The sequence below is a fragment of the Actinomycetospora rhizophila genome (genome assembly GCF_042657905.1).
Lineage (GTDB): Bacteria > Actinomycetota > Actinomycetes > Mycobacteriales > Pseudonocardiaceae > Actinomycetospora > Actinomycetospora rhizophila.
In genome coordinates this window covers 1-17,767 of the sequence record NZ_JBHSKG010000024.1, presented here as the reverse complement: position 1 = coordinate 17,767, position 17,767 = coordinate 1, and the positions used below count along the sequence as shown (strand labels likewise).

The 17,767-nt window shown below is 73.6% G+C and carries 19 protein-coding genes; 7 read left to right on the top strand and 12 right to left on the bottom strand.

Annotated features, from left to right (window positions below; all coding sequences use genetic code 11):
• Nucleotides 1–431: 431 nt before the first annotated feature.
• The 4 genes from ACFPK1_RS29795 to ACFPK1_RS29780 all read right to left on the bottom strand — a co-directional run bounded on the left by ACFPK1_RS29795 (nucleotide 432) and on the right by ACFPK1_RS29780 (nucleotide 3,194).
• Nucleotides 432–1,175 carry a hypothetical protein gene (locus tag ACFPK1_RS29795; RefSeq protein ID WP_378024572.1) on the bottom strand — a complete coding sequence of 248 codons (744 nt, stop codon included), beginning with the start codon at nucleotides 1,173–1,175 and terminating at the stop codon, nucleotides 432–434.
• Between the two features lie 310 nt (nucleotides 1,176–1,485).
• Nucleotides 1,486–1,692, bottom strand: a complete 207-nt coding sequence (locus tag ACFPK1_RS29790) for a hypothetical protein (RefSeq protein WP_378024571.1) — start codon at nucleotides 1,690–1,692, stop codon at nucleotides 1,486–1,488.
• 158 nt (nucleotides 1,693–1,850) lie between these two features.
• On the bottom strand, nucleotides 1,851–2,054 hold the full coding sequence (locus ACFPK1_RS29785) for a cold-shock protein (RefSeq protein ID WP_378024570.1): 204 nt from the start codon (nucleotides 2,052–2,054) through the stop codon (nucleotides 1,851–1,853).
• Between the two features lie 150 nt (nucleotides 2,055–2,204).
• Entirely contained in the window at nucleotides 2,205–3,194 is a 990-nt protein-coding gene (locus tag ACFPK1_RS29780; RefSeq protein ID WP_378024569.1) for a fatty acid desaturase family protein, read from the bottom strand.
• Nucleotides 3,195–3,464: 270 nt separating this feature from the next.
• Here ACFPK1_RS29780 and ACFPK1_RS29775 point away from each other — a divergent pair, with 270 nt between their 5' ends.
• Nucleotides 3,465–3,836: an STAS domain-containing protein gene (locus tag ACFPK1_RS29775; protein ID WP_378024568.1), complete on the top strand. Its 372-nt coding sequence runs from the start codon at nucleotides 3,465–3,467 to the stop codon at nucleotides 3,834–3,836.
• A gap of 58 nt (nucleotides 3,837–3,894) precedes the next feature.
• Here ACFPK1_RS29775 and ACFPK1_RS29770 read toward each other — a convergent pair whose 3' ends face one another.
• Both ACFPK1_RS29770 and ACFPK1_RS29765 read right to left on the bottom strand, forming a co-directional pair.
• Nucleotides 3,895–4,080, bottom strand: a complete 186-nt coding sequence (locus tag ACFPK1_RS29770; RefSeq protein WP_378024567.1) for a hypothetical protein — start codon at nucleotides 4,078–4,080, stop codon at nucleotides 3,895–3,897.
• Nucleotides 4,081–4,130: 50 nt separating this feature from the next.
• Nucleotides 4,131–5,276, bottom strand: a complete 1,146-nt coding sequence (locus ACFPK1_RS29765; protein WP_378024566.1) for a fatty acid desaturase family protein — start codon at nucleotides 5,274–5,276, stop codon at nucleotides 4,131–4,133.
• A gap of 560 nt (nucleotides 5,277–5,836) precedes the next feature.
• Here ACFPK1_RS29765 and ACFPK1_RS29760 point away from each other — a divergent pair.
• From ACFPK1_RS29760 to ACFPK1_RS29750, 3 genes are all read left to right on the top strand, one after another.
• The gene (locus tag ACFPK1_RS29760) at nucleotides 5,837–6,838 is read left to right on the top strand and encodes a GAF domain-containing protein (RefSeq protein ID WP_378024565.1); all 1,002 of its coding nucleotides are present in this window, start codon (nucleotides 5,837–5,839) and stop codon (nucleotides 6,836–6,838) included.
• A complete protein-coding gene (locus tag ACFPK1_RS29755; protein ID WP_378024564.1) occupies nucleotides 6,838–7,587 on the top strand; it encodes a GAF and ANTAR domain-containing protein in 750 nt (249 codons plus the stop codon). The genes ACFPK1_RS29760 and ACFPK1_RS29755 overlap by 1 nt, the downstream gene beginning before the upstream one ends.
• Nucleotides 7,588–7,798: 211 nt before the next feature.
• The gene (locus tag ACFPK1_RS29750; RefSeq protein ID WP_378024563.1) at nucleotides 7,799–8,032 is read left to right on the top strand and encodes a hypothetical protein; all 234 of its coding nucleotides are present in this window, start codon (nucleotides 7,799–7,801) and stop codon (nucleotides 8,030–8,032) included.
• 187 nt (nucleotides 8,033–8,219) lie between these two features.
• On the opposite strand, the gene ACFPK1_RS29745 is transcribed toward ACFPK1_RS29750, so the two are convergent.
• The 6 genes from ACFPK1_RS29745 to ACFPK1_RS29720 form a co-directional block, all read right to left on the bottom strand.
• Nucleotides 8,220–8,651, bottom strand: coding sequence for an ATP-binding protein (locus ACFPK1_RS29745; protein WP_378024562.1), 432 nt, complete (start codon nucleotides 8,649–8,651; stop codon nucleotides 8,220–8,222).
• 73 nt (nucleotides 8,652–8,724) lie between these two features.
• A complete protein-coding gene (locus ACFPK1_RS29740; protein ID WP_378024561.1) occupies nucleotides 8,725–10,137 on the bottom strand; it encodes a wax ester/triacylglycerol synthase domain-containing protein in 1,413 nt (470 codons plus the stop codon).
• 169 nt (nucleotides 10,138–10,306) lie between these two features.
• The gene (locus tag ACFPK1_RS29735) at nucleotides 10,307–10,663 is read right to left on the bottom strand and encodes a hypothetical protein (RefSeq protein ID WP_378024560.1); all 357 of its coding nucleotides are present in this window, start codon (nucleotides 10,661–10,663) and stop codon (nucleotides 10,307–10,309) included.
• Between the two features lie 13 nt (nucleotides 10,664–10,676).
• A complete protein-coding gene (locus tag ACFPK1_RS29730; RefSeq protein WP_378024559.1) occupies nucleotides 10,677–10,949 on the bottom strand; it encodes a hypothetical protein in 273 nt (90 codons plus the stop codon).
• Between the two features lie 436 nt (nucleotides 10,950–11,385).
• A complete protein-coding gene (locus ACFPK1_RS29725) occupies nucleotides 11,386–11,985 on the bottom strand; it encodes a GNAT family N-acetyltransferase (RefSeq protein WP_378024558.1) in 600 nt (199 codons plus the stop codon).
• Between the two features lie 148 nt (nucleotides 11,986–12,133).
• Complete coding sequence (locus ACFPK1_RS29720) at nucleotides 12,134–15,364, bottom strand: ATP-binding protein (protein WP_378024557.1); 3,231 nt, start codon at nucleotides 15,362–15,364, stop codon at nucleotides 12,134–12,136.
• Nucleotides 15,365–15,488: 124 nt separating this feature from the next.
• Here ACFPK1_RS29720 and ACFPK1_RS29715 point away from each other — a divergent pair, with 124 nt between their 5' ends.
• From ACFPK1_RS29715 to ACFPK1_RS29705, 3 genes are all read left to right on the top strand, one after another.
• Nucleotides 15,489–16,346, top strand: a complete 858-nt coding sequence (locus ACFPK1_RS29715) for a class I SAM-dependent methyltransferase (RefSeq protein ID WP_378024556.1) — start codon at nucleotides 15,489–15,491, stop codon at nucleotides 16,344–16,346.
• Nucleotides 16,343–17,320, top strand: coding sequence for a carbon-nitrogen hydrolase family protein (locus ACFPK1_RS29710; RefSeq protein WP_378024555.1), 978 nt, complete (start codon nucleotides 16,343–16,345; stop codon nucleotides 17,318–17,320). Before ACFPK1_RS29715 ends, ACFPK1_RS29710 begins: the two co-directional genes overlap by 4 nt.
• Nucleotides 17,321–17,424: 104 nt before the next feature.
• Nucleotides 17,425–17,767, top strand: a 343-nt coding sequence (locus ACFPK1_RS29705) for a mechanosensitive ion channel family protein (protein WP_417281744.1), incomplete at its 3' end; no start/stop codon positions are given.

Genomic DNA, 17,767 nt, shown 5'->3' with positions numbered 1-17,767 from the left:
TGCGAGCGACCCTCAGCGGCGTCGATGTGGAGGGGGTCGGGCGTGGCTCGTCGTCGTCGCGTCCGGGGGGAGCGCGTACAGGTGTCTGTCAAGCGTCCGCTGCTCCGGTGTCGGTGGCGGGTCGATCAGCAGCTGCTCGATCGGTCCGGTCGACAGCACGGCGAGTGCTGTCGCGTGCAGGGATACACCGTCGGCCGCAGCGCGGTATCTCAGCGCCTCGGCACTCGCCTCACGAGCGAGCCCGGACGCCAGGGAGAGCATGAACTCGGCCCAACAGATGTCTCGCCGCTTCTGCGGCTCGTGCTGGTCCTCGCAGATCATGGTCCTCCCGAGGAGGCGGCAGCGGCGCCGCTCGGCCCCCGGAACGGGTGCCACGGTCGACGGGACGATCGGGGCTCCATCCGCGGGAGACCGGCGATCAGGTGATCGCTTCAGGCCGAAGAGGCGCCGAGTTCGGTGCACGTACGGGCCACGCTGTCCCACATGCGTCGTGCCACGGGGTCGTGGGCCATCCACTTGTCCGCGTGAGCTGCGGCGGCCGCGTCGCCGTTGGCGGCCAGGACATGGAGCTCGACGAGACGGTCGCGATCGAACCACTCGGTGGCCTTCGTGCTGTCGGTACTGGTCATTCCGGCTCCCTCGCTCATGATCAGAGAATCGATGTCGTGGTCGGCGCGAGCGTGCCGGGGAGCGCCGGTTGCGTCCGCCGAGTCCCCCCACGGTGCGGCGGACGCAACCAGGCCCCGAGCCGACGCCGATGTGGCTATCGGTGTCGGCCCGGGCATCCACGCGGACACGGCGCTGCGGCCGGGTACCGGTGGGACGGTCGTGGTCGGGGCGGTGTCGTGCAGGCACGCGGCCCGGTAGACGGCGAACAGCTCGTCGAGGGGCGCCTCGTGGAGAGCCGCGAGCACCGCAGGGCGGTGCAGTCCGACGAGGAACAGCTCGCAGCTGTGCGCTCGAGTCGTCGTGGTCAGCCTGGCGAGGGTGGTGACGAAGCTGGGGTAGGCGTCGCCGAGGGCCGACAGGTCCACAGTCAGCTCGGCGATGCCGCAGGACAGTAGACCCTCGGCCGACCTGCGCAGCGAGGCTGCGGCCAGGTCGTCTCCGAGGCCACCGACGCTCAGGTGCGCGCTCGCGTGCGATCTCCGGGTGACGTCGTCCGGCGTGGTCATGGCTCAACGCCGACCGTGCAACTGTGGAAGCCTGCCGCGACGCGGCCGTGAATCGAGCATGGGGGGGGACCGGCAACTCTCTGGGGACGCCCAATGGTCCCCGGGGGCCGTACTACCGAAGTCCGCCAGCCCTGATGGTCGATGGCGATGCCCGCAGCTGCCGTCGACGGTGTCATGTACTCCTCTCCGCGCACAAGGACGGCCCGACAAGTGGTGCCGTTGTTGGGCCGGGTGGCGGTGCGTCTCAGCAGATGGCCGGGGTCTTGGCGCCGGGTCGGCGGGGCCACGGGCGCGCCGGCGGACCTGAACCTCAGTCCGGGCGTGTCCCCGGGCCGTTCTCCTCGGCGAGCGCGGCGACGAGCGTGTCGTAGGCAGCCCCGACGAGAGCGAGGCGCTCGATGAGGCGACCGGTGTCGACCTCGGCCTCGACGACGGAGCGGCCGTTCCTGAGCAGGGTGATCCGTGTGCGCGACCCGAGGGGCTGGATCCGGGCGCAGCGCCCGTGGGCGTCGAACACCGATCCGCCGCCGTCGTCGGAGAACGACGGCGCGGGAGCGTTTCCACGACGTGCGTGTGCGGACCATACGGCGGCGCGGAGCGCCGTGGCCGACTCCGTCGGGGCGAGAGGTGTGGCCGGGCGGCTTCCGCGGACTCCGCCCGGCGACACACCGGTGATCAGAGCGGACGCACCGAGTCGGCCTGCAGACCCTTCTGGCCCTGCGAGACGGTCAGGCCCACGCGCTGGTTCTCCTCGAGCGAACGGTAGCCGCCCGACTCGATGGCGGAGTAATGGACGAAGACGTCCTTACTCCCGTCATCGGGCGCGATGAAGCCGAAACCCTTCTCGGCGTTGAACCACTTGACGGTTCCTTCGATCACAGGATTTCTCTTCTCGGTCGCGTGGCCGCCGCAGGGACCTGCCGGCGGCATTGCCGGTCGCTGCACCGAGGTCGTTCCCGGATGCGCGCAAGCCGTTGTCGTGTGGTCCGGCGCGCAAAGCGAGGAAAACAGGACTGCAACGATTCGAGACTACACGGCGCAACGGTCGACGCGTGGGGGGTGAGACGACCGGAGCGGTGCGCCGAGGGCGTGCAGGTGGCGCAGGACCTGCCCGTAGGAGTCGAGCGCGCCGGTCCGGGTGTAGGGCAGGGCGTGCTCGGCGCAGAAGGCGGCCACGAGGACCTGGGCGCGCCGCAGGTTGGGCCGCGGCATGCCGGGGAAGAGGTGGTGCTCGACCTGGTGGTTGAGGCCCCCGAGGAGGTAGTCGACGACCGGGCCGCCGCGCACGTTGCGGGCGGTCAGGACCTGCTTGTGCAGGTGGTCCAGGCGTCGGCCGGGTTCGATGATCGGCATGCCTTTGTGGTTGGGCGCGAACGCGAGCCCCATGTAGACCCCCCACACGCCCTGGTGCACGACTGCGAAGACGATCGCCTGCAGCGGCGTGAGGATCCAGAACAGGACGCCGAGGTAGCCGATCACGTGGACAGCGAGCAGGGCCAGCTCGAGCCGGCTGCGGCGCACCTCGCCGCGCAGCGCGGCCTGCGCCGAGGTGAGGTGCAGGCTCCAGCCCTCCAGGAGCAGCAGCGGGAAGAACAGGAAGGCCTGGTGGGCGACGATCCACCGCGCCGGACCCCGCCGACCCGCGACCTGATCGGCGCTGAAGGCCAGCACCGGGATGTCGATGTCGGGATCCTCGTCGGCGTGGTTGGGCTGCGCGTGGTGGCGGTTGTGCTTGTCCACCCACGCGCCGAAGCTCATCCCGACCAGACAGCCGTGCAGGTACCCGACGACGTCGTTCGTCGGCTTCCGGGCGAAGATCTGCCGGTGGCCGGCGTCGTGGCCGACGAACGCGAGCTGGGTGGAGACGAGCCCGGCGAACACAGCGGTCAGCACCTGCCACCACGACGCCCCGAGCACGACGAAGGTGGCGACGCCCATGGCCACGAGGACGTAGGTGAAGGCGAACAGGCCGAGGTAGGCGCCGCGACGCCGACGCAGGAGCCCCGCCTGCTTGACCATCCGGACCAGCTCTGGGAACAGGTCTCGACCGGGAGCGGTCGCCGGTGCGGGGCGACCGCCGGTCGCGGGTTCGCTGTTCATGGCCGTGGATGTCGGTTCCATGCTCTCGCCTTCGTGGGCAGCGGGTCGCCGGAGGTCACCGGTGAGGGCTCCCGCGAGTGGTGGGTGATCGTCCGCGCGGCTAGCGTGGCGGGCGGCTCGCCCGGTGATCGGGTGGCGTGTCCCCGGCCCCGGACACCGTGTCGGTCACGTGGTGCTAGGGGGTCGTCCGTGCACGTCCGTCCGGGGGTGCTGGTGGTCTGGACCGCGGGTGACGTCGTCCAGATCCTGCTGACGGGATGGGCACGTCCGCCGCTGATGGACTCCCTCGAGCGCGCCGTCGACGACCTGATCCGCGCCGGCGGCCGACACCTGAGCGTCGACCTCACCCGCCTGCGGGGAAGTGACGCTCCGGTCCTCGAACTGCTGGCCGCCCTGAGCCATCGTTTCCGGTGGGCGGGCGGGTGCCTCCACGTCGAGGGGCTCGGGCGCCGTCTCGTCTCGGCGCCCGAGGTGTCGTCGTTCCCCGAGCTGTTCGGGGACGTGGCGGCTGCGCCTCCGATGGGAGCCGACGCCTGCGGGTGCGGCGCCGGCGCCCGGTGAGAGACCGGGGCGGAGGGCCGGCCCCACGGACCTCCGAGACCCCGCCCCGGCCAGGTCATCAGCGCCGGGCGCGCCGGGCGCCTCGGGAGTCCAGGGCGACGGTGCGCTCGGTCTGATCGACCGACGCGCCCGCCGGGCTCGCCGTCTGCTGCTGGGTGTACTGCTGGGCCTCGGCCTGGGCGCGCTGCTGGCCGGCCCGCAGCGACTGCAGGATGTTGAAACCTCCGCCGGAGGGGCTGGGCACGGTGTTCTCCTCGAAGTGGTGACTCGATGGGGACGCGGACGGCGCCCGCGTCAGGACCGGGCGCCGCCGGGCAGCGACATCCGGGCGATGGTGGCGAGCACACCGGCGTACTGCCGGTGTAGCGGACCGCTGGTGTACGGGAGCCCGTAGCGCTCGCAGAGGGCGCGGACCGCGGGGGCGACCTCGGCGTAGCGGTTGGAGGGCATGTCCGGGAACAGGTGGTGCTCGATCTGGTGCGAGAGGTTGCCGGTCATCAGGTGCATGAGCGGCGAGCCGTCGAGGTTGGCCGAGCCCAGCAGCTGGCGCAGGTACCACTGGCCGCGGGTCTCGCCGTCGAGCTGCTCCTCGGCGAAGGTCTCCGCGTCCGCCGGGAAGTGACCGCAGAAGATCACCGCGTGGGTCCAGACGTTGCGGACCACGTTGGCGGTCAGGTTGGCCGCGAGTGTGGTCGGCGCCGACAGCCCGGACAGCAGCGGCCAGCGGAGGTAGTCCTTGGCGATCTGGCCGCGGACCTTGCGCCACAGGCCGCCGAGCTCGGTGCGGGCCTGGGCCCAGGGCTTGCGCCCTGCGACGACCTCCTCGAGCTCGATGTCGTAGATGGCGATGCCGTACTCGAAGCCGAGCGCGAGCCCCGCGTTGATCAGCAGCTGCGCCAGGTGGTGCGGCTTCCAGGGCTGCTCGGGATCGACGCGCAGCGTCGCGTAGCCGATGTCGCGGTCCTTGCCGAGCACGTTCGTGTAGGTGTGGTGCACGTAGTTGTGGGAGTGCTTCCAGCCGTCGGCCGACGACGCGGAGTCCCATTCCCAGGTCGAGGAGTGGATCTCGGGGTCGTTCATCCAGTCCCACTGCCCGTGCAGGACGTTGTGGCCGATCTCCATGTTCTCGAGGATCTTGGCCACCGAGAGCGCCGCCGTCCCGCCGACCCAGGCGGGCGGCAGGACCGAGACGAGCAGCAGGGCGCGCCCGCCGGTCTCGAGGCCGCGCTGCACGGCGATGACGCGCCGGATGTAGCGGGCGTCGTCGTCGCCGAGGTCGTCCACGACGCCGCGGCGGATCCCGTCGAGCTCGACGCCGAGGGCCTCGACGTCAGCATCCGAGAGGTGCGCGGTCGTCGGGGTCGTGGCCGTCGTCGTGTCGCCGGCGGGCGGTGCGGGGATCGTGTCCGCCGCGGGCTCGCTCGACGGGCGGTGCTCCATGGCGGGACGATCGGCCCGGGTGGTCCGTGCCAGGGTGGTCGAGCTCAAGTGGCCTCCGTGGCCTCGTGGTCGTCGCGTCCGACCGGCCCTGCGCGGACCGGGGAGGCGAGGAGCACGGGTCTGGGCACCAGCTCGCCGAGCGGTCGGGTGTCCGGCCGCAGCACGTTCACCCGAGGGGTATCCCGTCCGCGCCACCCGCACGCGTCGAGGAGGGGTGGCGCACAACCGGCTCCGGTCGCCGGGACCCTCCAGCACGCCCTCCCCGACCGCGCCGCGCCGCGGGAGGCGGCGAGTCGCGGCCGGACGATCCCGGCGAGGGAGTGTCAGCGACGGCCCCATCGGGCACCAACGGGGGTCCGACCGGGAGCACGACGTGCCCGGCGACGACGTCCAGCTCGGTTGACCCGGCAGCCGGCGGCCCCCACTCGCTCGATCGCGCGTGGGTTCATCGACCACGACCGGTGGTCCGGCCACCTCCTGGGTCGCTCGGGTGGTGACGACACCCCGAACGCCCTTCGGGTCGCGCGGGCCGGGACGGGCGCAGCGGGAGGGGGCGACCGGTGACCGCCCACGACGGCGCCGAGGACTCCGGCGAGACAGACGTCGACGCGCGGCGTCGGCGACTGGTGGCCCTGCTCGACGACGCCGGGGACGCCCTCCGGACGGAGGACGGCTCGGCGACGGCACGCGTCCCGGCGGGAGGCCCGACAGCGAGCTCGGTCCGGCCGCCGCGATGGACGAACGCGCTGTGGAGCCAGTTGAACCGGCTGTGCGTGGTCACCGTCCTGGAGGTCGGGGTGGACGGTGCCGGGATCACCGTGATGGGCAGCGCCGACGCCGCCCGGAGCGGGCACCGCGACCAGCTCGCGGCCACCGGTGCGTCGACGGAGCGGCTCGAGGACCTCCAGCTCACCACCGGAGAGGGCCCGTGTCTGGACGCCTACAGCGCCGCGGCGCCGGTCCTGGTCGCCGAGCTCGCCGCGGAGACGACCCGCTGGCCGGGGTTCGCGCCCGAAGCGCTCCGCGCCGGGGCGGCCGCGGTGTTCTCCCTCCCGTTGCAGGTGGGCGCGGTCCGGTTGGGCACCCTCGACCTGCACCGGTGCACCGTCGGCGGGCTCTCCGACGACCAGCTCGCCGACGCCGTGGCCCTCGCGGGGCTGGCGACCGAGGCGCTGCTCGAACTCGCCGGGAACCCCGAGCCGGCCGAGGGTCCGCTCACCGCGGACACCTCCCGCACCGAGACACGGCCGGAGGGCTCGGGCCCGGATCGGCAGCGCTGGCCCCCCGTGACGTGGTTGCCCCACGTGCACGCGAACGTCCACGTGGCGTCCGGGATGGTCTCCGCCCAGCGGGACATCGACGTGGGCGCCGCGATGCTGCGCATCCGGGCCTACGCCTTCAGCCGCGGAGAGCCGGTCGACGACGTGGCCCGGCGCATCATCGACCGCGACCTGGTCCTCGGCGACGTCGCGACCGAGCAGCCCGACCGGCACGGCCATCCGCCGGCGAACCCGCACGAGAGCCCCCAGCCCCTTGATACGTCCCCGGAGACCGACGACTGATGAACGACGGCCGCGAGACCCAGGTCATCGACACGTTCCTGACCCTGACCGACACCCTGGTCCAGGACTTCGACGCCCTGGACATGCTGACCATGCTCGCCGAGCGCTGCGTCGAACTGCTGGACGTCTCCGCCGCCGGCGTGATCCTGACCGACGGCACCGGTCCCACCGGCGGCCTGTCGGTGGCCGCGGCCTCGTCGGAGCGTTCCCGGCTGCTCGAGGTGTTCGCCGTCGCGATCGACGGTGGCCCGTGCGTGGACTGCGTCCGCACCGGGATGCCGGTGATCAGCGAGGACCTCACCACCTCCGGGGCTCACCAGCGGTGGCCGCAGTACGCCCGGGGCGCCGAGGATGCCGGGTTCCGCGCCACGCACGCGCTGCCGATGCGGTTGCGTGGCGAGATCATCGGGGTGCTGACCCTGTTGCACATCGACCGGCACACCCTCGGTGACCCCGACGCCCGGCTCGGTCAGGCCCTCGCCGATGCCGCGACCATCGGACTGCTGCACGAACGCGCGGTGCGCCGCGCCGAGACCGTGCAGGAGCAGCTCCAGGGCGCGCTCAACAGCCGGGTCATCATCGAGCAGGCCAAAGGCGTGGTCGCCGCCACGGGCGACGTGCATCCCGACGAGGCGTTCACGCTGCTGCGCGGTCACGCCCGCGAGCACGGGCTGCGCCTCACCGACCTGGCCCGCAGCGTCGTGGGCCGCACGGTCGACCTCACCAGCATCCTCCGGCCGGGATCGTGACCCTGCAGACCCACCCGCCCGGCTCAGCCACCGACTGCGGAGAGGGCCAGAGCGAGCCGATCGCGCCGGCTCCGGCAGGGTGTCGTCGTCCGCACCGATCGGCGAACGGAACGCCCGGAGCCGGACTCGAGGTGGGCCACCTGGTCGACGGTCGCCCGCTGACATCGTGGCCTGTCCGTGCCACGGTGGCGACGACGAGAGGTGAGCGGAGATGAGCAGGCGGGTGACGGTTCTCCTGCGGGGCGGGCACGAGATCGTGCTGCAGGGTGTCGACGACGAGCACGCGGAACAACTTCTCCACCGTCTTGCCGAGTCCTTCGAGCAGAGCGAACCGACGGGCTGCACGACGACGCCCGACGGCACCTTGATCCGGCACTCGGAGGTGGTCGGCGTGCGCGACTCCAGCGAACAGGCGCTGAGCAATCGCTCGGGTCGACGCACCTGAGAGCCGCAGAACCAGCGACGACCCGGCAGGGCGTCGTGCCACCCGACACGTTCGGACCCGCCGCCGAGGCCGCGCTCGACACGGCCTCCACGCCGGGCGACCGACGCTCCACAGCGAGCTCCTGACGGACACCACGAGCACACGGACGACGTGACGTGCACGGTGTGCCCGCACCCCCGAGCGGGTCTCAGCCACCGACCCCGTAGAGGGTCAGAGCGATGTGGGTGCCGCCCGCGCCGACGTGGACGGCGACGTCGTCGACCAGCGTGCGCATCATGGCCAGGCCCCGTCCGCGTGTCCCGGGTGCGGCTGTCGGCTGCCAGTGGCCGTCGTCGCCCACGGTGATGACCACCCCGTGGTCGACGGGACGGGCCGCCAACGTCATCTCTCCGCTGACCGACGCGCCCGCGTAGGCGTGGTCACAGCTGTTCTCCAGCGCCTCGGAGGTGGCCAGGACGAGGTCGTCGATGACATCGGCGTCGATGTGGTCCCCGTCGAGCCAATGCGTGAGGTGCCGGCGCAGGACCCGCACCTGGTCACCGTGGGCGGCTGTGGTGATCCGCAGTGGCTCGGGCCAGCGCGGCAGGGTGGCGGCGCCGCGGTAGTCCGTTGTCGGCATGGTGCGTTCGGGTGCCCGACCGGACCGCCCCGGCAACCCCCGCAGTGAGCGAGCGCTCAGCCGCCGGGGCAGCTCAGTCCACGGGAGCGAGGGCGAGGACTTCGTCGAAGCCGGCCCGGAGGTCCTCGAGGAACGCGTCCGGGTCGGTGATGGCGGCCGGGTCGAGGGTCACCGCGACACAGCACGTGTCGCCGTGGGAGGTCAGCGTGATCATCGCCGCGCCGCCCGGCAACGGCGCGAACGCGTAGCTGCGCACGATCTGGGCGCCCGCCAGGTAAGCCGGCCCCGTCATACCCGGGACGTTGCTGGCCTGCAGGTCGTTGGCGCTCGTCGCCCCGCCCTGGATCAGCGCGAGCAGCGGCGGCGGCAGCACGGCCAGCAGCGGGGCGATGAGGCCGAGGCCGTCGACCACCCGCTCGCCGGTGGTCCGCCGGACGACCTCCCGGACGTGCCGGATGCGCGCGACGGGATCGGCGTCGCCCAGGGGTGCCGCGAAGCGGGTACCGGCCCAGTGGTTCCCGCCGACGGGGTCGTCGGCGTCCCGCGTGTTCACCGGCATACCCATCGCGAGGTGCTCGGGGATGGCGCCGAACCGCTGGTGGTAGCGACGCATCCCGCCGAGCAGAGCGGCCAGGTACGCGTCGTTGAGCGATCCGCCCACCGCGCGCCCGGCGGCCTTGAGTGCGCCGAGGTCCACCTCGAGCGCCTCGAAGCGGCGCTCCAGGCTCCGGCGGCGCAGCAGCGGCGACCGGGGCACCACCGGCCCGACGGCCGCGCGCAGCGCCGACCCGAGGAACGCCGAGCCGTCGGAGACCGTCGCCAGGGGCCGCGTGACGAGCCGCCCGAGCAGGCCGGCGCCGGCGGACACCAGGTCCAGCGTCCGGGTCGGCACGGCCGCGACGGTTCGCGTCGCCTGGCTCACGGTGAGCCCCCACCGCGAGGGGCCGTGCCGGTCGGGCTCGGGGTGGTCGGGAAGGTCGGTGTGCTCGCGCACCCCGCTGTGCAGCATGCGCAGGATCTGCACCAGGCCCATGCCGTCGGCGACGGAGTGGTGCACCTTGAGCACGTACGCCGCCCGCCCGCCCGCGAGTCCGGTGACGATCTTCGCCTCCCACGGGGGGCGCTCCCGGTCGAACGGGGTCAGAGCCATCGACGCCGCGAGGTCGAGGAGCTCACGGCGCCCACCGGGTCGTGCCACCTGCGCGCGGCCGAGGTGGTGCGGGAGCGCGAAATCCGGGTCGGGCACCCAGGTCGGCGTGCCCCAGTCGCCCCACGGCTCCAGGACGCGCTCGCGCAGGCGCGGCACGAACCGCGTCGCCCACCCGTGGGAAGCGACGACCCGGTCCCGGTCCGGCGGCCTGTCCAGGACGTCGAGGATGACGACCGGCGACCGCAGGCGCGGGTCGACCTCGGCACGCCACATCATGGTCTCGAGCGGGTTCATCTCGCTCGAAGTCATGACCAGATCGCCGGGATCGCTCGTCATGCCGTCCCTCCGGGCCCGCCTGCCGTGCGGCCGAACCAGACTAGGCCCGCGTGTCCTGCTTCATGCTCATCGCACCACCGTCGGGAGCCTGCCCGGGGCGAGGGTGGTGCCGGCGTCGACCACGATCGATCCATCCCGCCCAGGGTGCGATGCCGGACTCCCGTGCTCGCTAGGCGAGCTCGGGTTCCGGGGTGGCGCCGGCGATCGGAGGCGGCAGGCCACGGACGAGTGTGCGAGCGGAGTCGCACAAGGCTCGGACCTCGAGCATGGGCGCGGTGCTGAGCATGAGCATGAAGTGGGCCCAACGCGCACCGCTGATGGAGATGGCCATGGTGGAGGGCCCAGCGATCAGCGCGTGCAGCCCGTCGAGGCCCACACGGTGGCAGTCCGTCACAGCTGTCATGTTGAGGTGCAGCTCGTGTTGTCCACTGCGAGCGAGCTGTTCGCAGTAGTAGGTGATACTCACCATCTCGAAGGAGCCCAGCGCGCCGGCCAGGAGGATCGTGCGCGGTGTCTCGGCGTACACGAGAGGCCCCCTATCAGCTGTCGGTGTACCAGCCTCTATCGTGGTGAGCGAGACGCTGCCCGGCGTGGGTCACAGATCGCCATCGGTCGCGCTGCGGGGGCGCGTTCCGTGGTGAGGCACCGGTCGACCGCGTGAGCTTCATGTCGGTGTCCTGGGAGGACTCGACCGGCATCTGGAACGCCGCAGCCAGCGGGTTCGACCGCAGACGACGACCGTACACCCGCCGCCAGACATCGACGGCGAGCACGGTGTACGTCACCACTACCGCACTGGCGACGAGCAGCACACCGATCGAACGTGGTCCAGGGGCTGTGCCAGTCACGACGAGTTGACGGCGGCGACCGGCGGCGACCGGCGGCGACCGCGCTGATCGGCGGGCTCGCCACCATGAGCACCACCCCGCAGCAGCCGCCGGCCGGCCGGCGACTTACGTCTCGACCGACAAGCTCGCTCGCCAACAGGGCGTCGGGGCGATCGATTCGGTGAAGGACCTCGCCCAGTCCGACCGCTGGGAGTCAGACCAGGAGTGCGTGGAGTGGCACGACTCCTGCCGGGGGCACCATCCTGATGTCTCAGGACATCCCGGACGCCCGAACCCACGTGGTGTGGGTTTCGGGCGTTCCCATCCGGGGTTGTCGGTCGTCCGAGCCGGCGGCACTCCGTACCGACCGCACAGCGATCAACACCGGGGCCCGTGAAGGACACAGTGAGCGGCAACTGACTCACCGTTCGATGTCGGGGTTCGAGGGCAACCGCAGCGTGGCGGTGGTGGTGGCCCCGGACACCTCGGTGTCCACGGGCCCGAAGTGGCGCAGGAGCCCGAGCAGAGCCGAGTTCTCGGTGAGGACTTCGGCGCTGATCGTGGTGACGTCCTCCTGGCGGGCCCGGCGCAGCAGTACGCGCAGGAGCTGGAACCCGACGCCGCGCCGCTGCCAGTCGTCGACGACGACGATGGCGAGCTCGGCGCTGGCCGGGTCGCTGTCGCTGCGGATGAACCGGGCGATCCCCACACCGTGCCCCGTCTCGGGCGCGACGGCCCCCACCGCCTCGTGGTCACGGTGATCGACGTGGGTGAAGAACCGCAGCTGTTGAGGTGAGAGCGCTGGCAGGATGGTGAAGAACCTCTGGTAGGCGCTTCTCTCGCTCAGCGACCGGTACCCCGTCGCCAGTTCCTCGGCGTCACGGGGCTCGACGCTGCGCACCAGCACCGTGGTCCCGTCGGACAGCGCCACGTCCTCCCAGACCGTGGGGGCCGAACGGTCACCGTCGCTTGCCTTGCCGTCGTCGCCGTCGCCGGTCGCCGATCGGTCGCGGGCGGGCACCCACCCATCGTGGTGCTTACCGGTACGAATTCGACACCCCGCAGGGAGTTCCTGGTCCCTTCGGGCGTACGGCATGGCCGGATGGGCGGTCAGCTCGCTGCACCGATCGTCTCCTGCGCAGTACGGATCGACAGTCGCAGACCAGGTCCTACCGCCCCGTACGTCCGGCAGGCGGTGGCGCCGCGTGCAACGTCCAGGTCATGCGCTCGCGCGGGTCGTACCGGCAGAGGGTGCCCGTCTGGACGGACCGGTCGAGGTGCGCGCCGAGCTCGGGGAGGACGGTCCCGACGCGCTGGATCGCTTCCCGCAGCCGGCCGCTGACGGCTTTCCGTGCCCGTTCCGTCGTCTCGACGCCGAGCGGCCGGTCACTGCCGGCCAGCCCGGCCGCCTCCCGGAGCTGGTCGAGCAGTGCCGTGCGCTCGGCGTCGGCGCGCTCCCTGCGTCCGTCGTCGTGGTCGCGGCGCGCCGACGCGAGGTCGTCGTCGAGCTCGGCCAGGCGGCGGCGGTAGGCGGCGCGGGCGGTGGCGTCGAGCAGCGGACCGCCTGCCCGGTCGTGCTCGACCGTCCCGGCCAGCTCGAGGACGTGGACGTCCCGGCCGGGCCGCGCGAGCAGCGCGGCGAGGTCGGCCAGCCCCTTCAGGTCGGGCAGGTGCACGGTGGTGTCGCCGTGGCGGACGCGCCACAGCTCGCCGTCGCGGCACAGCTCGGCGTCGGCCGGTGGGTCGCCGGGAACGTCCCGCGCGCCGGACGGCGCCGTGCCTCCCAGGCGCGCGGTCACGGCGTGCAGGCCCAGCTCCGCGGCGGTCCGCGCGGCCCGCTCGCGGTGGCCGTCCCCGGCCCCGAGCGCCGCCAGCTCCGCACGCGTCTCGGCCTCCCACGCGCGGGCGCCGAGCCGCCGGTGCACGTCCAGTGCCCGGCACAGCCACCGCTCCGCGCCGGCCCGGTCGCCCAGCGCTGCGGCCAGCTGACCGGCCCAGTGGGCGTTGCTGCCCATGAAGCAGACCAGAGCTCCGTTCACCCCGCACGCGTCGGTGACCGGTTCCAGCTCGGCCAGGAGCCGGGCGCACACCGCGCGGTCGTCGAGTCGCACCGCGGCCGTCGTCATGCCGCCGACGAACACCGGCCACAGGTAGGAGCGGTCGTCGCGCCACGTGTCCAGCGCCAGCACGATGTCCAGATGGTGGCGCGCGCCGTCGAGGTCGTCGGGCTCCCCGCTCAGCGCCAGGAACCCGGCTGCCGTCGCGTGCGCGTGCGAGGGGACGCCGACCCACCACCGCACGGCCTCGGCCGCGGTGGCCCGCAGCTGGTCGGGATCGCCGCGTGCGCGGACCAGCCCCAGCAGCTGGGACATCCGGACGTTGCCGGTGTCCGGCTCGCCGATCCGCTCGCCGAGCGCGCTCGCCTCGTCGATCAGCCGCTCGCCGTCGTCCAGCCGTCCGTCGACGACGGCCAGCGCGGCGCGCCGGGTCAGCGCCAGGTAGTCGTGCCGGGGCTGGTGGAACCGCTCGGCGGCGTGCAGGTAGTCGCCGAGCACGGCGCGGTACGCCGGCGACCCCAGCTCGAGCAGCGCGTTCGCGGTCAGCAGGAGGCCCTCGGCGTGCCGTTCGGCATCACCGGTGCGCTCGGCCAGCGCCGTGATCTCCCGTGCGAGCTCCCGGCGCTCCGCGGCCCGACCGGGCGTCCACAGCACGTCGTGCCGGGCGAGCAGGCAGGCGGCCAGCGTCGCCGGGTCGTCCAGCGTGCGGGCCACGTCCAGCGCCCGCTCGGACAGCGGCGCCGCCCGCACCCGGTGGGCGGGCACCGAATGGTGCAGCTCACGGGCGAGGCCGGCGGTGAGCTCGGCCTCCAGCGCGGTGCCGGCACCACGCACCCCGGCCAGCGCCGTCTCGAGCTCCTCGACGATCGCGTCGCGGGCCATCGCGAATCGCGCGCCCAGGCGCTGGACGCCGAGCGCGACCCGGCCGAGGCGGTCGGCGTCGCCGAGGGCGTCGGCGCGGCGGCGGGCGTCGTCGAGCAGGACCCGTGCCGCGGACGCGTCGCCGGAGCGGGCGCGCGCGTCGGCCTCGTCGACGAGGAGGTCGACCAGCTGCGGCCCGGCCCCCGGTGCTCCCGCGTCCTCGAGGGCCCGGCGGGCGCGGACGAGGTGGGTGGCGGCCTCGGCGAACGCGAGCCGGGAGCGTTCGGCGGCGGCGGCCGCGCGCGCCCAGTGGACGGCGGGCGCGCCGCCCCGCAGCGGGACGGCCGCGGCGGCGTGCCGGGCCACGTCCGCCGCCTCGACCGGGAGCCCGCGGGCGTGCCGGCGTTCGAGTGTCTCGACGAGCTGCTGGTGCAGCTCCAGCCGCCGTGCGACCGGGAGCTCCGCCGCGACGGTCTCCCGGACCAGGTCGTGGGCCAGCCGCGTCCGCGCCCCGCCCGCACCGGGGACGAGCACCCCCGCGCGCACGCCGTCGGCCACCCGCTCGGCCAGCTCGGTCGCGTCGACGCCGCAGACCTCGCCGAGGACGTCGGTCAGCAGCTCCGTGCCGGCCACCGCGGCGGCCTCGACGAGCCGGCGGCTGCCCTCGCCGAGCCGGTCCACCCGGCGCAGCACCAGGTCGCGCGCGGCGCTGGGTACGGCGTCCGCCGGCTGCGCCGGGTCGGCGAGCATCTCCGCGAGCTGGTGCACCAGGAACGGGTGACCGTCCGTGCGCCGGTGCACCTCGGCCGCCCATCGCTCGGCGGTGGCGGCGCCGCCCACGGCGCCGAGCAGCTCGTGCACCTCGCCGACGGCGAGGCCGTGCAGCACCAGCGACTCCCCCCGCGCGGCCAGCTCGGCGACCGTCGAGGCCCGGCCGCCGTCGAGCTCGTCGTGCCGGTAGGCCGCGACGATCACCAGCGGCACCGGCCGGTACGGGCGCGTGACGAAGTCCAGCAGCGCCAGCGTGGAATCGTCGGCCCACTGCAGGTCGTCCAGCACGACGAACGCGGGTGCGCGCCGCGCGAGCCGCTCCAGGGACCGGGCGACCGCGTCGAACAGGCGCAGCCGGGCCGCTTCCGGGTCGGCGGGCGGCTCGGCGGCCGGGAGGCCCGGCTCGGTCAGCTCCGGGAGGAGCCGGGCCAGCTCGGCGGCGTCCGCGGCCGGTGGCGCATCCTCCGGACCGGTCGCGCGCAGGCCCCGCAACGCCGTCGTCCACGGCCAGAACGCGGGCGCCCGGTCCGCATCCGCGCACGTTCCCCAGCCGACCGACCACTCGCTGCGGGCGGCCGCCTCGCCGACGAGCGTCGTCTTGCCGATGCCGGCCTCGCCGCCGACCAGCACGAGCCGGGCCCGCCCGCCGCCCGCCTCCGCGACCGCGCCGAGCAGGCGCGACAACGCACGGGCGCGGCCCACGAACGCCATGCGTCGGGATTATGCCGCGCCGCCCGATCCGATCGCGCGAATCGCGCGCCGGGTCCTGGCGGGTGCCAGCCGCTTCCTGGCGCCGTCGGGGTGGGGATCAGGCACCGACGACGAGGAGCTCCCGATGACCATCACGTTCGACCCCGCCCGGTACAAGGAGACGACCCGGGCCCAGTGGCAGGACGCGGCCCCGGCCTGGCACGCCTGGGGACCGACACTGGAGACCTGGCTCGGCGAGGCCACCACGCTGATGCTGGACGCCGCGGGCGTGACCGCGGGCAGCGTCGTGCTCGACGTCGCGGCCGGCGCCGGTGGCCAGACGCTCGCCGCAGCACGGCGGGTCGCGCCGTCCGGGCACGTCCTGGCCACCGACATCAGCCCGACGATCCTGGAGCGCGCGGCCGCGGACGCCGCCGCCGAGGGCCTGGACGAGGTCGTCGGGGTCCGCGAGCTGGACGGCGAGCGGCTCGACGTCGAGGCCGGCACCTTCGACGCCGTCGTCTCCCGCCTCGGCCTGATCTACTTCCCGGACCGGGCCGCCGCGCTGGCCGGCCAGTACCGCGCGCTGCGCCCGGGCGGGCGGGTCGCCGCGGTCGTCTACTCCACGGCCGAGCGCAACGCGTTCTTCTCCGTCCCGGTGTCGATCATCCGGCGCCGTGCGCAGCTGCCCGCCCCGGCACCCGGCCAGCCGGGGCCGTTCAGCCTCGGCGGGCCCGGCGTGCTGGAGGACGCGCTGCGCCGGGCCGGCTTCCGCGACGTCGGCGCGCGGACCGTGCCGGCCCCGCTGCGGCTGCCGTCGGCCGCCGAGTGCGTGCGCTTCGAACGGGAGTCGTTCGGCGCGCTGCACCAGATGCTGGCCGGGCTGTCGCCTGCGGAGCGCGACGCGGCGTGGCAGGAGATCACCGAGGAGCTGGCCGCCCACGAGACCGGCGACGGCTTCGAGGGCCCGTGCGAGCTCGTCGTCGCGTGGGGCGTGAAGTGAGGCCGGTCGTCGCGGCGGCGGTCCAGGCCACTCCGGTGTTCCTGGACCGGGACGCGACCGTCGAGAAGGTCGCCGACCTCACGGCGACGGCTGCGGCCGAGGGCGCCGGACTGATCGTGTTCCCCGAGGCGTTCGTCCCGACCTACCCGGACTGGGTGTGGCGGGTGCCGGCCTGGAGCGACGCCGGCTACTACCGCGAGCTCGCCGACCAGGCGGTCGAGGTCCCCTCGGCGGCGACCCGCCGGATGGGCGAGGCCGCGCGGTCCGCCCGGGCCTGGCTGGCCGTCGGCGTGAACGAGCGGGACCCGTCGGGCGGGACGCTCTACAACACACTGCTGTACTTCGCCCCGGACGGGTCGCTCGCCGGACGGCACCGCAAGCTCATGCCGACCGGGGGCGAGCGCACCGTGTGGGGCCAGGGCGACGGCTCGTCGCTGACCGTGCTGGACACCCCGTTCGGCCGGCTCGGCGGGCTGATCTGCTGGGAGAACTACATGCCGCTGGCCCGGGCGGCGCTCTACGCCCGCGGGATGGACATCCACCTGGCGCCGACGTGGGACACCAGCGACTGCTGGCCGGCCACCTTGCGGCACATCGCGAGAGAGGGGCGGACCTTCGTCGTCGGCACGAACTCCTACCTGCGCGGTTGCGACGTGCCGTCCACCCTGCCGGAGCGGGACGCGTCCTACGGCGGCGAGGAGGACACCATGTCGCGCGGCGGGGCGGCGATCGTCGGGCCGGACGGGACGGTCCTGGCCGGCCCGCTGTTCCACGCCGAGGGCATCCTGTACGCCGAGATCGACGCGGCCGTCGCGCGGCTGGCCCGCCGGGAGTTCGACCCGGCCGGCCACTACGCCCGGCCGGACGTCTTCGGGCTCACCGTCGACACGACGGCGCGCACGTCCGCCCGGTTCGTCACGGACGCCCGGGAGCCGGCCCGTGGTGGCGAGCCCGGTCCCGCATCCCGGAGCTGACGAGCCCCGGGAACCATTGTCGACCTCGACACGTTCCTCTCGGTTTCGCGGCAGGGGCCGATCGGGAAATGCCCGTGCCGGCCCGTTCCGACCGAGGAGAATCCATGCCTGCCGCACCCTCCAGTGGAGGAGGCTTCGACATTCTGCAGTCGCTGCAGAATGCCTTCACCACGTTCCTGAACTACGTGCCGAACGTGATCGGGGCCCTGCTGGTCCTGATCATCGGCTACATCATCGCCCGGCTCATCCGGGCCGGGATCAGCAAGCTGCTGCGCAAGGTCCGCGTCGACGAGAAGCTCACCCACGGCAAGGGCGGCGAATACGTCGCCCGGTTCTCGCCGCAGGGCAAGCCCTCCCAGCTCGTCGGGCTCGTCGTGCAGTACGTGCTGATGGTCTTCGTGATCGTCTCCGCGGTCGGGACGCTGAACATCCCCGCGGTCACCGGGT

Bases quoted from the DNA above. Each gene is read 5' to 3' on its own strand.
- ACFPK1_RS29795 (WP_378024572.1), bottom strand. From the start codon at position 1,175: ATGACCACGCCGGACGACGTCACCCGGAGATCGCACGCGAGCGCGCAC.
- ACFPK1_RS29780 (WP_378024569.1), bottom strand. From the start codon at position 3,194: ATGGTCAAGCAGGCGGGGCTCCTGCGTCGGCGTCGCGGCGCCTACCTC.
- ACFPK1_RS29765 (WP_378024566.1), bottom strand. From the start codon at position 5,276: ATGGAGCACCGCCCGTCGAGCGAGCCCGCGGCGGACACGATCCCCGCA.
- ACFPK1_RS29755 (WP_378024564.1), top strand. From the start codon at position 6,838: ATGAACGACGGCCGCGAGACCCAGGTCATCGACACGTTCCTGACCCTG.
- ACFPK1_RS29750 (WP_378024563.1), top strand. From the start codon at position 7,799: ATGAGCAGGCGGGTGACGGTTCTCCTGCGGGGCGGGCACGAGATCGTG.
- ACFPK1_RS29745 (WP_378024562.1), bottom strand. From the start codon at position 8,651: ATGCCGACAACGGACTACCGCGGCGCCGCCACCCTGCCGCGCTGGCCC.
- ACFPK1_RS29740 (WP_378024561.1), bottom strand. From the start codon at position 10,137: ATGACGAGCGATCCCGGCGATCTGGTCATGACTTCGAGCGAGATGAAC.
- ACFPK1_RS29720 (WP_378024557.1), bottom strand. From the start codon at position 15,364: ATGGCGTTCGTGGGCCGCGCCCGTGCGTTGTCGCGCCTGCTCGGCGCG.
- ACFPK1_RS29715 (WP_378024556.1), top strand. From the start codon at position 15,489: ATGACCATCACGTTCGACCCCGCCCGGTACAAGGAGACGACCCGGGCC.